Origin of the sequence: Pacificispira sp., assembly GCF_965228185.1 — a bacterium.
Classification (GTDB): domain Bacteria; phylum Pseudomonadota; class Alphaproteobacteria; order UBA8366; family Aestuariispiraceae; genus Pacificispira.
The window spans coordinates 343,065-357,265 of sequence record NZ_CBDDHE010000004.1 but is presented as its reverse complement, the minus strand read 5'-3'; the positions used below and the strand labels follow the sequence as shown (position 1 = coordinate 357,265).

At 61.8% G+C, this 14,201-nt stretch carries 14 protein-coding genes and 1 tRNA gene; 11 read left to right on the top strand and 4 right to left on the bottom strand.

The genetic code is table 11. The features are described 5' to 3' along the window. Positions 1-510 (bottom strand): DUF2938 domain-containing protein, encoded by a 510-nt coding sequence (locus tag ACO06O_RS09985; RefSeq protein ID WP_421878968.1) that lies wholly within the window; start codon positions 508-510, stop codon positions 1-3. Between the two features lie 90 nt (positions 511-600). Between ACO06O_RS09985 and ACO06O_RS09980 the strand changes: the two genes are divergently transcribed. Continuing rightward, positions 601-1,035 (top strand): helix-turn-helix domain-containing protein, encoded by a 435-nt coding sequence (locus ACO06O_RS09980; protein ID WP_421878965.1) that lies wholly within the window; start codon positions 601-603, stop codon positions 1,033-1,035. Between the two features lie 170 nt (positions 1,036-1,205). Here ACO06O_RS09980 and ACO06O_RS09975 read toward each other — a convergent pair whose 3' ends face one another. After that, on the bottom strand, positions 1,206-2,207 hold the full coding sequence (locus tag ACO06O_RS09975; protein ID WP_421878962.1) for a saccharopine dehydrogenase NADP-binding domain-containing protein: 1,002 nt from the start codon (positions 2,205-2,207) through the stop codon (positions 1,206-1,208). 126 nt (positions 2,208-2,333) lie between these two features. On the opposite strand from ACO06O_RS09975, the gene ACO06O_RS09970 reads away from it, so the two are divergent. Next, positions 2,334-2,894 (top strand): TetR/AcrR family transcriptional regulator, encoded by a 561-nt coding sequence (locus tag ACO06O_RS09970; RefSeq protein WP_421878959.1) that lies wholly within the window; start codon positions 2,334-2,336, stop codon positions 2,892-2,894. 43 nt (positions 2,895-2,937) lie between these two features. Here ACO06O_RS09970 and ACO06O_RS09965 read toward each other — a convergent pair. After that, positions 2,938-3,027, bottom strand: a tRNA-Ser gene (locus ACO06O_RS09965). Positions 3,028-3,101: 74 nt separating this feature from the next. Further along, complete coding sequence (locus ACO06O_RS09960) at positions 3,102-4,685, bottom strand: EAL domain-containing protein (RefSeq protein WP_421878956.1); 1,584 nt, start codon at positions 4,683-4,685, stop codon at positions 3,102-3,104. A gap of 228 nt (positions 4,686-4,913) precedes the next feature. Between ACO06O_RS09960 and ACO06O_RS09955 the strand changes: the two genes are divergently transcribed. The 9 genes from ACO06O_RS09955 to ACO06O_RS09915 all read left to right on the top strand — a co-directional run bounded on the left by ACO06O_RS09955 (position 4,914) and on the right by ACO06O_RS09915 (position 14,196). After that, positions 4,914-6,110, top strand: a complete 1,197-nt coding sequence (locus ACO06O_RS09955) for a lytic murein transglycosylase (RefSeq protein WP_421878953.1) — start codon at positions 4,914-4,916, stop codon at positions 6,108-6,110. Positions 6,111-6,116: 6 nt separating this feature from the next. Further along, positions 6,117-7,109, top strand: coding sequence for a septal ring lytic transglycosylase RlpA family protein (locus ACO06O_RS09950; RefSeq protein ID WP_421878950.1), 993 nt, complete (start codon positions 6,117-6,119; stop codon positions 7,107-7,109). Positions 7,110-7,209: 100 nt separating this feature from the next. Continuing rightward, the gene (locus tag ACO06O_RS09945) at positions 7,210-8,364 is read left to right on the top strand and encodes a D-alanyl-D-alanine carboxypeptidase family protein (RefSeq protein ID WP_421878947.1); all 1,155 of its coding nucleotides are present in this window, start codon (positions 7,210-7,212) and stop codon (positions 8,362-8,364) included. Next, on the top strand, positions 8,364-9,005 hold the full coding sequence (gene tmk / locus ACO06O_RS09940) for a dTMP kinase (RefSeq protein ID WP_421878944.1): 642 nt from the start codon (positions 8,364-8,366) through the stop codon (positions 9,003-9,005). The genes ACO06O_RS09945 and tmk overlap by 1 nt, the downstream gene beginning before the upstream one ends. Next, positions 9,005-10,096 carry a DNA polymerase III subunit delta' gene (locus ACO06O_RS09935; RefSeq protein ID WP_421878941.1) on the top strand — a complete coding sequence of 364 codons (1,092 nt, stop codon included), beginning with the start codon at positions 9,005-9,007 and terminating at the stop codon, positions 10,094-10,096. The genes tmk and ACO06O_RS09935 overlap by 1 nt, the downstream gene beginning before the upstream one ends. Positions 10,097-10,128: 32 nt before the next feature. Then, a complete protein-coding gene (metG, locus tag ACO06O_RS09930; protein WP_421878938.1) occupies positions 10,129-11,697 on the top strand; it encodes a methionine--tRNA ligase in 1,569 nt (522 codons plus the stop codon). 6 nt (positions 11,698-11,703) lie between these two features. Continuing rightward, positions 11,704-12,498: a TatD family hydrolase gene (locus ACO06O_RS09925; RefSeq protein ID WP_421878935.1), complete on the top strand. Its 795-nt coding sequence runs from the start codon at positions 11,704-11,706 to the stop codon at positions 12,496-12,498. Further along, positions 12,495-13,247, top strand: coding sequence for an MBL fold metallo-hydrolase (locus ACO06O_RS09920; protein WP_420416768.1), 753 nt, complete (start codon positions 12,495-12,497; stop codon positions 13,245-13,247). Before ACO06O_RS09925 ends, ACO06O_RS09920 begins: the two co-directional genes overlap by 4 nt. Before the next feature lie 76 nt (positions 13,248-13,323). Then, entirely contained in the window at positions 13,324-14,196 is an 873-nt protein-coding gene (locus ACO06O_RS09915) for an NAD(P)-dependent oxidoreductase (RefSeq protein WP_421878932.1), read from the top strand. Positions 14,197-14,201: the final 5 nt, after the last annotated feature.

The window sequence follows — 14,201 nt, the reverse complement described above, 5'->3', positions numbered from 1 at the left end:
CTAACCGATTGCGCCGGTAAGGACAGACCAAAGCCATCCGCCTAAATAGAGGCCGATCGCGAAGGCACCATGCGCCATGGCGCTGAGCATCCGCGCGCGACCCGGTCTGGGTGTTCGGGAAGCGGCGATTCCGAAACCGAAGGCAGGCTGCATTATCAAGAAGGGGGCAGCCAGTGTTCCGAGCCCGACAGCAATCGCAGGCATAATGGTCGGTTCCATCAGCCAGTCCGGGCCGGTTATTGCGATCAGCAGGGCCGCGTAAACCACACCGGTCAAATAGTGAAACAGCCACCCAAGTGCCATCTCACCCTGAACCGAAACTGCATCGCCGATATTGTCATGAACGAAGCGTCCTCTTGCCATGCCGCCGAGCCAGCGTCCGACCAAGGCGAAGTTCGCGACCGGCAGTTTGAGAATTCTAGACTGAAACAGGGCCCACAGATCCATGAACAGGGTCGCGAGAACTCCGACAACAAGCGCGGCCAAGAAAGTGTGAAACTCCGAATCCATGGCGAGAACTCCTCTATGCGGAAGGGATGACATTGACATTTCCGGATGCTACAAGTTCAAGTCAACTTTAGGTCAATAGGCAACTGAACGATGCCCCTGGACATAGCGGCGCTATCGAAGAAATCCGGCCTTCCAGCGTCCGCGCTGCGCTTCTATGAAGAAAAAGGGCTGATCGAATCCATTGGCCGCAAAGGCATGCGCCGGGTTTTTGACGACGATGTTGTCGAGCGCCTGTCCCTGATCGCATTGGGACGTCAGGCGGGGTTTAGTCTGGACGACATCCGCGCGATGTTCCGTCCGGACGGTTCGCCGGACATCGATCGGGGGCGTTTGAAAGCGAAAGCGGACGAACTGGACCAGAAAATCCGGGATTTGACGGCGCTGCGGGACGGCTTGCGGCATGCCGCGGAATGCCCCGCGCCGAGCCATCTGGAATGTCCGGTCTTCCGCCGTTTGGTGCGGCGGGCTGGGACATCGCGGGCGCTCGGCCGCACCATTCCTTCGTTCGGCCGGCCGGGATTCTGAGGCGGATTTTTCCGGCTATGCCGCCGTTGTGTAAGATTTCGTAGATTGAAGTCTTGACCGGGTCGTTTTGCAGATCTCGGTTTCCATCCTGCGCCCATGGACGCCCGCGCCGGACGGCAGGTGATCGAGATTTGCCGCCCCACAAGGTTTGTTCGCCATCCATTACGATCTTACGAATATTTCACCAGAATCTCCGGAGTCAGGTCGGCCAGGAAGGCGCGGCAATCGAATATTTCTCCTGGTGCCCGCACGCCGGCGGGTGTGGGCGGACCGTTGAGAAGTTTCAAGCATGCGCCGACGATTAGTGGGGCCGTGGCGGCATAGATATCCCGTCCGCTTGCGCTGACCCGGGTACGCCAGTCCCCGTCCGCAACTTCGACCTCCATAACAAATTGCTGTGCGGATCGGCCGTCATCCGTGACGGATAGGGGCGGGGGCGTCGAGTTGTCGTGTAGGTCCTCCAAGGGTTTCAAGTTGATATAGCTGGTTACCGATTTGGCCTGTACGTGCCGGTCGATCAGGATGATTTCCGAAAGCGGCAGGCATTGCACTTCCACCTCCCCGATCGGCGCAGCGAAGTGCCAGTTCCGGTTCGGCATTTTTGTTGGAATCTGCGCCAGTACGCCGTCCCGTATGAAAACGCGCGGGGCAATATTCCGGGCCCCGGTCTTACGCGTTCCCTCGGTAGGATGCCAGGATGTCAGGCCCACGGCGATATCCACGGAGGTTACCCGGGTCCGTCCCTGCAGCACCGCGGTCGTTAGGAGATCGGCCAGGCCGCCGTAAAACGCCATCGCGGGCAGGATCGTAATGCCGGCGGCCTTTGCGGTGGCATCCAACTCGTCAAACAGGCTGCGCGCCGTGCCTTGCTCAGCTGTGACGTCCAGATAGGGAATTCCCGCGCGGATGGCCGCTTCTGCCATTGGTTTGGCTGTGTCGAAGAAGGGGCCGGCGCAGTTCAGGACGGCGTCACAGCCCACAAGCCCGCGATCAAGGCTGGCCTGGTCCGAACAATCGATGGCGCGTCCCGTTTCTTGGATTCCGGACGACGGCACAAATTCCCCGTTTCTGGTCAAGGGGATCGCGTCGTGATTCATTCGGCGCAAATGGTTCATGACGAATTTGCCGGTATGACCATTGGCCCCGGCAACGGCGATCTTGAACGGCATCATCTTTCCTTTCGCTACCGATCTGTATCGATAGTTCAATTGACACTGATCGGTATCGTTGTCAATCGTGACCCGAAAAGCGCGTCAACTTCTGTGGATGTTTATGCAATGACCCCGGCGGAACCGAAGATGACCCGGTCTCAGCGCGTTCGGTCTAAGGCCCTGCGTGTCGCGTCGGATCTATTCTATGCGAATGGTGTCCGTGCCGTCGGGATGGACCAGATTGTCGATATCTCGGGGATCGCGAAGACCACCATCTACCGACATTTCCCGACCAAGGACATGTTGATCGAGGCCTTTCTGCAGGCGGAAGATGCCGAATTTTGGCACCAATGGGACCAGGCCGTATCCGGCGCGGATGCCGGGATCGGGGAGTTGGAGGCGCTGTGCCGGTGGATCGGGGATCGGGTGCGGCGCGATGGATATCGCGGCTGCCCCCAGATCAATGTCGCGGCGGAGTTTGCCGATTATGATCATCCGGCCCGTGCCGTTGCGCGCTCCCATAAGGCTGAAATGCTGCGGCGGCTTACATCGATTTGCGCGCGTACGGGCGTATCAAATCCGTCCGTTCTTGCCTTGCAGATCTCGCTGCTGCTGGACGGCGCTTTCATGAGTGACGGCCGGTTGAACGGAGTCGATGCGCCGGCCGTCTTGATCCAGGCCGTCCGCCGAATTGTCGCGTCGGGCTGACGCGGGGCCATACGGCAGGGCAGGTTGTCTGGCAGCGGAAAGATGGCGGACAGGGTGGGATTCGAACCCACGGTACGGTTTCCCGCACGCTGGTTTTCAAGACCAGTGCCTTAAACCGCTCGGCCACCTGTCCTTCGTGCCTCTGGGGGCGCGGGTGATTAGCACTATTGCGTGGCGCGGTGCAAGAGTGTGGGCGGCATCAGGCGTTCAGCCGCCCTGGACCGGCAGTTTGAGCTGGTCCAGGGATTCCACCGGCTCGCCGAAATAGGGGCCGTTGCACAGCGCGCCCTCGATCTTGGACAGCAGGCGGGCGCCGGCGGATTCCAGGACGCCTTCGAAGACGATTCGAATGCCGTATTCGCGGCAGCGTGAGACCATATTGGCCATCATCGGCAGGCCGCGCTTCAACTGGTCCAGATTGACCACGAAACTGGGGTCCAGAAGGATGTAATCCGCCGGGATCGCTTCCAGCTTTTCCGCCGTGACGGCGCCGACATCGCGGCCGTAAAGCGCGATTGCGAACCCGGCGCGGCGCAGGATGTCCAGCGCCTGGACCTTTTCCCAGGGAATCTTGTCCAGTCCCGACAGGCGCAGGATGACCATGCGCTGCGGCGCCTTGCGCCGGAAATCGAGCAGCATGCCGATCACTTCCGGTTCCAGCAGGGAGCGGATCGCGACGTTCACCGAAACGCCGACCGCGTCCAACGCCTCATGGGTCAGGATATAGCGGCATTGCGCGCTGTCGACCTGAGTGCGCAGCTTGTCGTCGCCGTCGGTCAGTTTCAGGATCTCCGCGGCACCCAACCCGTCATCGTCCAGATTGGCGCGGAATTCCGATGTCAGATGATGCGTCGTCCATTTCGCAATGTCGCAGACGGGCGCAAAGGCGCAGGTCAGGACGTCGTCGTCCAGGCACCGCATCAACAGGGCTGTACGGGTTTCCTTACGGTCGAGATAGGACGCCTGGCTGTCGGCCAGCGTGTCGAAAATCACCGCGTCGATGCCGGTATCGGCGAATTCGTCGACCGCATGCTCCAAGGCGGTGCGCACGTCGCCGACATCCATGGAATCCGCGTCCAACATGACGGTCGAAGCGTCGACGCGCAGCGCCTGTCCTCCCGGGTCGACATCCTTGGCGTAGCTTTCAATTTCGCTGCGCAGAATGGACATGTCGGCGTTGCGGTCATGAACCAGACCGTATTTTCCACGGTCGACGCGCCCCAATGAGTCGCCGCCGACACTTTCGGCCTTCAAACGGCTTTCGACGCGGTCCGTAAAGCGACGGACATCCTCTGGACTCAGTCCGGGAATCGATCCCAGGCGGCCGACATCGCCGATATCCAGGAAGGTCATGTCGACATCGCGGTCGTTTTCGGCAGCGTCCCGGATCGCGCGTTCGACCGCGCCGACGAAGCCCTCGCGGGAATTCTTCGACTGCGGCCCGTATTCCATATCCGGGTCCTGAACAAAATTCAGACGGTATAGTTCGTTGAAGGTCTGCGGCTTGCCGGTGACCTCGAAACCACTGACCGAGCCGGTGCGGGTTTCGCGCATGAAGAACAGGCTCTTCGGCAGGAACTCGCGCAAGGCGGCCTGGACCAGGATTTCGCTGATGGCGAATTGCGATTCTTCGGCGGCGAATTCGGCGACCGAACGGCCTTCCAAATCGGTCAAGCCGGTGCCGAGCCAGCGGTCCGCATTGCCCCGAGCCATGGCGATGCGACCGCTTTCGTCGATATAAAGCTGAAACGTCCGACGTTCCGCTTCGCTGTCGCCATCCTGTCCGCTCATCCGCGGGCCCGTGCCTAGGAAGTTGTTACCCTGCCGTCCTATAGCTGAGTTACACCAGACCGTAGCGTCAGGCAAATGCCCGGACTTCGATTCGCGCAGCTTTGTTGCCGCGTCATGCGAATTGCGGCCAAAAGTAATGGGTTTTCAGTCAGATGTAGACATCCCTTGTGGTCCGGTTCCGGATTGGCGTAAGCCTATCGTTCGGCAACACAATCGAAATACCCGGCGATGCGAAACCTTCTTCTGGCAGTGACCGCGATGGCGACCGTGTGGACCTTTCCGTCCGTCGCACCCGCTCAAACGACCGAGTTTCAAGCCTGGCTCGACGGCGTCCGGTCGGAAGGATTGGCCAAGGGGCTGAAGCCTGGGACCCTGGATTCGGCGCTGAACGGCCTGCAACCGATCGAACGGGTTTTGGAACTGGACCGTCGGCAACCGGAATTTACCCGGACCTTCTGGGGCTATCTGGATTCGTTCGTGACCGAAGACCGCATCCGGCGCGGGCGCGATCTCCTCGGACGGCACGCCGCTCTGCTGGATCAGGTGGCGAAGACCTATGGCGTTCAGCCGCGTTTCCTGGTCGCCTTCTGGGGCATGGAAACCAATTTCGGCGACTATACCGGCGGTTTCCCGGTGATCGGGGCGGTTGCGACCTTAGCCCATGACGAAAGGCGCTCGGACTTCTTCCGCGCCGAACTGTTTCATGCGCTCCAGATTGTCGACGAAGGCCATATCGCCGTCGCCGACATGAAGGGCAGCTGGGCCGGCGCCATGGGACAGCCGCAGTTCATGCCATCGACCTTCACCGGCTATGCGACCGACGGGAACGGTGACGGGCGCAAGGATATCTGGACCACGCTGCCGGACGTATTCGCCTCGGCCGCCAATTACCTGTCCAAGATCGGCTGGGACGATACGGAGACCTGGGGGAGGGAAGTCCGCCTGCCGGCCGGATTCGACCTGGAGACCGCCGACCTGTCCGTGCACAAGCATATTTCCGAGTGGCAAGCCTTGGGCGTCCGGCGCGCCAATGGCGCCGATCTGCCGGTCGCGGATATCGAGGGCTCGATCATCCTGCCGGCGGGCGTAAAAGGCCCCGCCTTTCTGGTCTATGGCAATTTCGACGCCATCATGACCTGGAACCGGTCCGTCTATTACGCATTGGCCGTGGGATATCTGTCCGACCGCTTGATCGGTCAGGGCGCCCTGGTTGCCAGCCGCCCGGCAGATGAAAAGCCGCTGCACCGCGACGACATCATCGATCTGCAACAGCGCCTGAATACGGCGGGGTTCGACACCGGCAAGCCCGACGGGATGATCGGCCCGGCGACGCGCGGCGCGGTGAAGGCCTATCAGAAGGCCAATGGACTGCCGCCGGACGGCTATCCGACCCATGAATTGCTGCAAAGCTTGAGGGGAGGGTAAGTCCGAATGCCGAAGGTGCTTACCCGTCTCGCGCTGTTCCTCGTCCTGCTGATGCCCGGCGCCTGCGCGGAACTTTCCTTCCTGTCGCAAGCGACGAAATCGGTCGGGAATACGGTCGTGACCCCGACCGCCGATCCGCAATTGCCGGAACTGGGGGCGTCCTACAAGGTCGGGCAGCCTTATCAGATCAAGAACATATGGTACTATCCTAAAGAAGATTTCAGCTATGTGGAGGAAGGGATCGCCTCTTGGTACGGTCCGGGATTCCACGGCAAACACACCGCGAATGGCGCGATTTTCGACGAGAACCGAGTATCCGCCGCCCACAGAACGCTGCCGTTGCCGTCGATGGTGCGGATCACCAATCTGGAAAACGGGCGGTCGTTGAAAGTCATCGTCAACGATCGCGGCCCGTTCGCCCATAGCCGGATCATCGACGTCTCCCGCCGCGCCGCGCAGTTGCTTGGCTTCGAGGTCAAGGGCACCGCCTTGGTCCGCGTCGAAGTCCTGGAAGCGGAAAGTCGGAAATTGTCGGCTGCCGTCAGCGGTGGACCGGCCTTCGTTCAGGTGTCGAAACCGGAACCGCCGCCCCCGGAAACGGCCCCGACAGGAGCCGTCGCGGGGGAAAACCTGTCCGCTCCCCCCGGAACGGCCGATTCCGCGGTGCAGCAGGCGGAATTGCCGCGTGAGGATGTCCCGATCGAGCGTCCCGAGGCTGAGGCGGATATCGATACCGATCTGAAGGTGGTGCCGGTCACGCCGGACCCTGCGGTTTATATCCAGGCCGGCGCGTTCGGGGAGTTCTATAACGCCGACCGGGCCCGGGCATCGCTCAGCTATCTGGGGCCGATCATTGTCGAGGAGATCACGCGGTCGTCGACCCCGCTTTTTCGGGTGCGTCTGGGGCCGCTGAAGGATGATGAACGGTTGGAATCGCTCTTGGTCGCCGTGATAGAAGCCGGCTATACGGACGCGCAGATTGTGGTCAATCGGAATTAACCGCTTTCCTGCCCCGATCCTGCCTGGATTTCACCCGACCGCTTGAGGCACACTGGCGGTGTCGATTTCCAAACGATCAGAACCGCCGAATGGAGGAAGGATGCTCGCAACCCTCGCCAGAGTGACGTTGATTGCCACCGCACTGTTCGGACTGGTGGCGCTTCCCGCGTCGGCCCAGGACGTGCGCGGCCTGGAAACCCAGGCGCAACAGGCCGTCTTGATCGATTTCGATACCGGTACGGTCCTGTTGTCGAAGAATGCGGACGCGCGGATGTATCCGGCGTCGATGACCAAGCTTATGACCGCCTATCTGGTCTTCGAACGCCTGAAAAACGGCACCCTGTCCCTGGACGACACTTTCCCGGTCAGCGAAAAGGCCTGGCGCAAGGGCGGGTCGAAGATGTTCGTAGAGGTCGGAGCGCGGGTGCGCGTTGAGGACCTGCTGCGCGGGATCATCATTCAGTCCGGCAACGATGCGACCATCGTCGTCGCGGAAGGGCTATCTGGCAGCGAAGAGGCCTTTGCGCGGGAAATGACCGCCAAGGGTCAGGAAATCGGCATGACGGGGACGCAGTTCCGCAATGCCAGCGGCTGGCCCGATGACGAGCATTATACGACCGCCCATGATCTCGCGGTCCTGGCCGAGAGCATCATTCGCGATTTTCCGGAATACTATCACTTCTATGCCGAGACGGAATTCACCTATTCGGAAATCACCCAGAGCAACCGGAACCCGCTTCTGTACCGCAATATCGGGGCCGACGGCCTGAAGACCGGCCATACGGAGGCGTCCGGTTACGGGCTGACCGCGTCGGCGGTACGCAACGGTCAGCGCCTGGTGCTGGTGGTCAACGGCCTGAATTCGTCCAAGGAACGTGCCTTGGAGGCGGAACGCATCCTCGATTGGGGGTTCCGGGAGTTCGGCACTTACCGCCTGTTCGAGGCGGGTGAGACGGTTTCCGACGCGCCGGTCTGGCTGGGCAAGGAGGGCCGGGTGCCCCTGATCGTGCAGGAGCCGGTCGACATCGTGCTGCGCCGGTCGGTTCGGGATGAGCTGAAGGTCGTTCTGCGCACCGAAGAGCCCATCGCCGCACCGATTACGCCCGGAACGGCCTATGGCGAGGTCGTTGTGACCGCACCCGGCCTGAACACGGTTTATATTCCAGTCGTCGCGGGCGAGCCGGTCGAACGACTCGGCTCCTTCGGCCGTCTGCGGGCGGCCCTGGAATATCTGGTATTCGGCGAGTCCAGTTGATGGCGCCGCGCGGCCGCTTCATTACATTCGAGGGCGGTGAGGGAACCGGAAAAACGACACAGGTCGGGCGGCTGGCGGATTGCCTAGCTCAATCAGGTATCGAGTGCGTGGTAACGCGGGAACCGGGCGGAACCGACGGCGCGCAGGCGATCCGTGAATTGGTCGTTTCCGGCGCCGGCGACCGTTGGGGACCGGTCAGCGAGGCCTTGCTGATGTATGCCGCACGCCGGGACCACGTCGACCGGGTGATAAAGCCGTCCCTGGCGTCCGGGAAATGGGTTCTGTGCGATCGGTTCAGCGATTCAACCTTGGCCTATCAAGGCTATGCCCGCGGACTCGGGGCAGCTTGGGTGCGGGAACTCGACCGTCTCAGTCTGGACGGTTTCAAGCCGGATCTGACCCTGTTGCTCGACTTGCCGGTTTCCGAGGGGTTGTTGCGTGCTTCGGCGCGGGGGGGACCGGATCGCTTCGAACTTCTGGGCCATCAGTTTCATGAAGATCTGCGCCGGGCCTTTCTCGACATCGCCGCTACGGACCCTGACCGCGTCGTCACCCTGTCGGCCGAAGGTTCGGTAGATGCCGTCGCGGAACGGGTTAAAGACACCGTTCGGTCCCGGTTTGCCCTGACAGGCCCTGCATAATGAGTGACGATGACGATCAGGGGCCGCCCCGCCCGCGCCGCAACCCGGACCTATTTGGGCACCAGGCCGCCGAGGAGACGGTTGCGACGGCCTGGGCGTCCGGCCGCTTTCCCCATGCTTGGCTGATCTGCGGCCCGCAGGGCATCGGCAAGGCGACACTGGCCTATCGGATGGCCCGTTGGGTGCTGGCCGGCGGCGATGGCGGGCAGGGGGCGGGTCTGTTCGGCGAAACGGCGACCGACGGGCTGTATCTGTCGCCGGAAGCCGGGACCTTCCGGCGGATCGTGTCCGGCGGGCATCCGGATTTTCGCGCGCTAGAACGTCCGGAAGGCAAGACATCGATCCCGGTCGACGATGTGCGCGGCATTCTGGGCTTCGTGCATCAGACGCCCGCGGAAAGCGCCTGGAAGGCGATCGTCATCGACAGTGCCGATGAATTGAACACGTCGGGTGCGAACGCGATTCTGAAAGCCCTTGAGGAGCCGCCGCCCCACACCTTGTTCCTGTTGGTCAGCCATGCGCCGGGCCGATTGCTGCCGACCATCCGGTCCCGATGCCGGAAGCTGACCCTGTCGCCGTTGCAGCCGCCGGAGATGCGCCGGTTGATCGCTCAGCACGCGCCGGAGGTTTCGGAAGCCGATGTCGACGTCCTGATCCAGCTGGGCGAAGGCAGCATCGGACGTGCCCTGGATTATGCGGCGGCCGGCGGGATCGATCTGTATCGTGCGGCCCTGGTCCTGCTGTCCAATCCCGCAAAGCCCGATCCTAAGCAACTTTACGGACTGGCGGACATGCTGTCCCCGAAACATGCGGAATCGGCCTATTTCGCATTTCGCAATCTGATCGACTGGTGGATCAAACGGGCGATCCGGGCGCAAGCGACGGGTGTCCGTCCCGTGGCCGTGCTGCCGGAGGAAGAACGCGCGTTGGACGGCTGGAACACGCTGGGCGGCCTTGAAACGTCGATGCAGCTATGGGAGAAACTGACCGGCCTGCTTGCCCAATCGGACAATCCGGCCAATCTAGATAAGCGTCAGTTGATTGTGGCGGCCTTCAGCGAAGTGCAGAAAGTCGCGGCGCTGCGGCGCTGAGTTTCCTCGCTGTTTTCGAATTGGACCTGTTTATGTCGCGCGATGCCGGTAGCAAACCATCGTTTTACGTCACGACGGCGATTTCCTATGTCAACGGACCGCCGCATCTGGGCCATGCCTATGAGGCGATCTCGACCGACGTGATCGCCCGTTTCAAGCGTCTGGACGGCTATGACGTCATGTTCCTGACCGGCACGGACGAACATGGCCAGAAGGTCGAGAAGACCGCGCGCGGCAAGGGCAAGGAGCCGGCCGAGTTCTGCGACGAGATTGCCGCCAAATTCAAGGAGATGGTCGGCACTCTGGATGTCTCGAATGATGACTTCATTCGCACGACCGAGCCGCGCCATCACGCCAGCGTTCAGGAAATCTGGAAGCGGATCGCCGACAAGGGCGACATCTATCTCGACAAATATGCCGGTTGGTACTCCGTCCGGGACGAGGCCTATTTCGGCGAGGACGAGCTGACAGAAGGCGAGGGGCCGGATAAGGGCAAGAAGTTCGCCCCGTCCGGCGCGGAGGTCGAATGGGTAGAGGAGGAAAGCTACTTCTTCCGGCTGTCGGCCTATGGCGACAAGTTGTTGGCGCATTATGACGCCAATCCGGATTTCATCCTGCCGCATTACCGCCGCAACGAGGTGGTGAACTTCGTGAAGCAGGGGCTGACCGATCTGTCCGTGTCGCGGACCAGCTTCAATTGGGGTATCCCCGTGCCCGGCGACAACCGGCATATCATGTATGTCTGGCTGGACGCGCTGACCAACTACATCACGGCGACCGGCTTCCCGGACGAGGGCGCCGAGAGCTACCAGAAATACTGGCCGGCGGACCTGCATGTGATCGGCAAGGACATCATGCGGTTCCATACCATCTATTGGCCCGCCTTCCTGATGTCCGCCGATCTGCCGCTGCCGAAACGGGTGTTCGGCCATGGCTTCCTGAACATCGAAGGCCAGAAGATGTCGAAATCCCTGGGCAATGTCATCACACCCCAGGCCATGATCGACGAATTCGGGCTGGATCAGGTGCGCTATTTCCTGATGCGCGAAGTGCCCTATGGCAATGACGGTTCCTTCTCGAAGGAAAGCATGGTCAACCGCATCAACTCGGATCTCGCCAACGACCTCGGCAATTTGGGCCAGCGCGTCCTGTCCATGATTGCCAAGAATTGCGACGGCAAGGTCCCGACGCCAGGCCCCCTGACGCCGGACGATGAGGCGTTGATCGGGGCGGCCAAGGGTGCCCTGTCGGCAATGCGTGAGGCGATGGAGTCGCAGGCGATCCATCGCATGCTCGAATCCGTCTGGAAGGTCGTCGGCGATGCCAACCGCTATGTCGATGCCCAGGCGCCCTGGGCGCTGCGCAAGACCGATCCCGCCCGGATGGAAACGGTGCTCTATGTCTTGGCCGATGTGATCCGGATACTGGGCATTTATGTGCAATCGGTCGTTCCGGGATCGGCGGCGAAACTGCTGGATCAATTGGCGGTTGCCCCGGAGAACCGGTCCTTCGCCGATATCGACACCGCACTGGTGGCCGGAACCGATCTGCCCAAACCGGCGCCGGTCTTCCCGCGCTATGTCGAGCCGGAAGCGGAATGAGCCCGCATGCTGGTCGATAGCCACTGTCATCTGGATTATCTGCAACGCGACGGCCGCGACCTGAATGAGGTCGTGGCCGCCGCGGCGCGTGCCGGCGTCGGCACCCTGGTGACCATCTGCACAAAGGTCACCGAGTTCGACACGATCCTCGGCATCGCCGAGGCGCACGAGAATGTCTGGTGCACCGTCGGTATCCATCCCCATGAAGCGGAATCGGAGCCGGAAGTGACGGCGGAACGCCTGATCGAACTGGCGGCGCACCCGAAGGTCGTCGGCATCGGCGAAACGGGTCTCGACTATTTCTACGAACATAGTCCCCGCGACGCGCAGCAGAAAAGCTTCAGGGCCCATATCACGGCATCGCGCGAGACCGGTCTACCGCTGATCGTCCACACGCGCGATGCGGACGAGGATACGGTCGCGATTCTGGAGGACGAGATGGGGAAGGGCGCCTATCCGGGCGTCATCCACTGTTTCAGCAGCAGCCAATGGCTGGCCGAACGCTCCGTCGAGATGGGAATGGCGATATCGATTTCCGGCATTCTGACCTTCAAGAAGGCGGAAGAACTGCGCGTCGCCGTTGCGGGGGTACCGGTCGAGAACCTGCTGGTCGAGACGGATTCGCCCTACCTGGCCCCGGTGCCGAAGCGCGGCAAACAGAACGAACCGGCCTTCGTCGTCCATACCGCCGAGCGTCTGGCTGAATTGAAGGGCCTATCCGGTGCGGAAATTGCCCGGGCGACGACGGATAACTTCTTCCGCCTGTTTTCCAAGACCGACCGGCCGGAACGCGCCGCATGAAGGTCCGGATTCTCGGATGCGGCTCGTCGGGTGGCGTTCCGCGGCTGGGCAGCGGCTGGGGCGCGTGCGATCCGACCGAGCCTCGGAACCGCCGAACCCGCTGCTCATTGCTGGCGTCGATCGGCGACAGTCATATCCTGATCGATACCTCGCCGGATATGCGCGAACAGTTGCTGGCGGCGGAAATCGACGATATTTCGGCGGTCTTCTATACCCATCTTCATGCCGACCAGGCGCATGGGATCGACGATTTGCGCGGACTCGTCCTGCAGAACCGCCGCCGCGTACCGGTCTATGCCGAACCCGATATCCTGGCGCAGCTTACCGACCGGTTTGAATACTGTTTCCGCCAGGTGAAGGACTATCCGCCGATCCTGGATGCGAACGGATTGACCGGACCGGTCGATGTCGCCGGTGTTCCCGTGACGCCGGTCCGGATCGTCCATGGGTCCATTCCGGCGACCGGATACCGTATCGGCGATGTCGGCTATATCCCGGATGTGTCCGACATTCCGGCGGAGGCGATGGCGCAATTCGAAGGGCTACGCCTGTTCGTCATCGACGCCCTGCGCTACCGCCCGCATCCCAGCCACGCCCATCTGGAGCGCACCCTGTCCTGGGTCGAGCGTTTGAAGCCCGCGCGGACGGTGCTGACAAACATGCATATCGATCTGGATTATGCCACCCTGCGGCGCACCCTGCCGGATGGGGTGGAGCCCGGCTATGACGGGATGGAATTGGAGGTCTGACGCCTGTGCGGGTTGTACCGCCGGGCGGCAAGGCCATTTCGAAGTCGATTAGGCACACGCATCAAGGGAGGATTTCATGGCGAAAGTCGCATTTCTGGGCCTGGGGGTTATGGGTTATCCGATGGCCGGTCATCTGAAGACCAAGGGCGGGCACGACGTCACCGTTTTCAACAGGACCGCCGCGAAGGCGGAGAAATGGGTCTCTGAATTCGGCGGCTCGGCCAAGAAGACTCCGCGTGAAGCGGTTGAAGGGGCCGAAATCGTCTTCGCCTGTGTCGGCAATGACGACGACTTGCGCAGTGTCGTGCTGGGCGACGATGGCGCCTTTGCCGGCATGTCGAAGGGGACGATCTTCGTGGACCATACGACGGCATCGGCCGATGTCGCCCGCGAATTGGCTGCGGCCGGCACCGAGGCCGGTATCGGCTTCATCGACGCACCGGTTTCCGGCGGTCAGGCCGGGGCCGAGAACGGCGTCCTGACGGTCATGTGTGGCGGGGAATCCGATGTCTATGCCAAGGCCGAACCGGTGATCGCGGCGTTCGCGCGCTCGTGCAAATTGATGGGACCGTCCGGCGCCGGGCAATTGACCAAGATGGTCAACCAGATCTGCATCGCCGGCCTGCTGCAGGGCCTGTCCGAGGGGATGAACTTCGGCGTGAAGGCCGGGCTGGACATGGAAAAGGTGATCGACGTGATTTCCAAAGGCGCGGCCGGCTCCTGGCAGATGGAAAACCGCGGCGGCACGATGTGCAAGGGTGAGTTCGATTTCGGTTTCGCCGTGGATTGGATGCGCAAGGATCTGGGCATCTGCCTGTCCGAAGCGAAGAACAATGGCGCGCGCTTGCCGGTGACGTCCTTGGTCGATCAGTTCTACGCGCAGGTTCAGGGGCGCGGCGGCAATCGCTGGGATACGTCCAGCTTGATCCACCTCTTGGCGAATGACTGATCTTC

Coding starts and splice junctions, on each gene's coding strand:
- ACO06O_RS09955 (WP_421878953.1), top strand. CDS start 4,914: ATGCGAAACCTTCTTCTGGCAGTGACCGCGATGGCGACCGTGTGGACC.
- ACO06O_RS09950 (WP_421878950.1), top strand. CDS start 6,117: ATGCCGAAGGTGCTTACCCGTCTCGCGCTGTTCCTCGTCCTGCTGATG.
- ACO06O_RS09920 (WP_420416768.1), top strand. CDS start 12,495: ATGAAGGTCCGGATTCTCGGATGCGGCTCGTCGGGTGGCGTTCCGCGG.
- ACO06O_RS09975 (WP_421878962.1), bottom strand. CDS start 2,207: ATGATGCCGTTCAAGATCGCCGTTGCCGGGGCCAATGGTCATACCGGC.
- ACO06O_RS09935 (WP_421878941.1), top strand. CDS start 9,005: ATGAGTGACGATGACGATCAGGGGCCGCCCCGCCCGCGCCGCAACCCG.
- ACO06O_RS09925 (WP_421878935.1), top strand. CDS start 11,704: ATGCTGGTCGATAGCCACTGTCATCTGGATTATCTGCAACGCGACGGC.
- ACO06O_RS09970 (WP_421878959.1), top strand. CDS start 2,334: ATGACCCGGTCTCAGCGCGTTCGGTCTAAGGCCCTGCGTGTCGCGTCG.
- ACO06O_RS09980 (WP_421878965.1), top strand. CDS start 601: ATGCCCCTGGACATAGCGGCGCTATCGAAGAAATCCGGCCTTCCAGCG.
- ACO06O_RS09915 (WP_421878932.1), top strand. CDS start 13,324: ATGGCGAAAGTCGCATTTCTGGGCCTGGGGGTTATGGGTTATCCGATG.
- ACO06O_RS09960 (WP_421878956.1), bottom strand. CDS start 4,685: ATGAGCGGACAGGATGGCGACAGCGAAGCGGAACGTCGGACGTTTCAG.
- metG (WP_421878938.1), top strand. CDS start 10,129: ATGTCGCGCGATGCCGGTAGCAAACCATCGTTTTACGTCACGACGGCG.
- tmk (WP_421878944.1), top strand. CDS start 8,364: ATGGCGCCGCGCGGCCGCTTCATTACATTCGAGGGCGGTGAGGGAACC.
- ACO06O_RS09985 (WP_421878968.1), bottom strand. CDS start 510: ATGGATTCGGAGTTTCACACTTTCTTGGCCGCGCTTGTTGTCGGAGTT.
- ACO06O_RS09945 (WP_421878947.1), top strand. CDS start 7,210: ATGCTCGCAACCCTCGCCAGAGTGACGTTGATTGCCACCGCACTGTTC.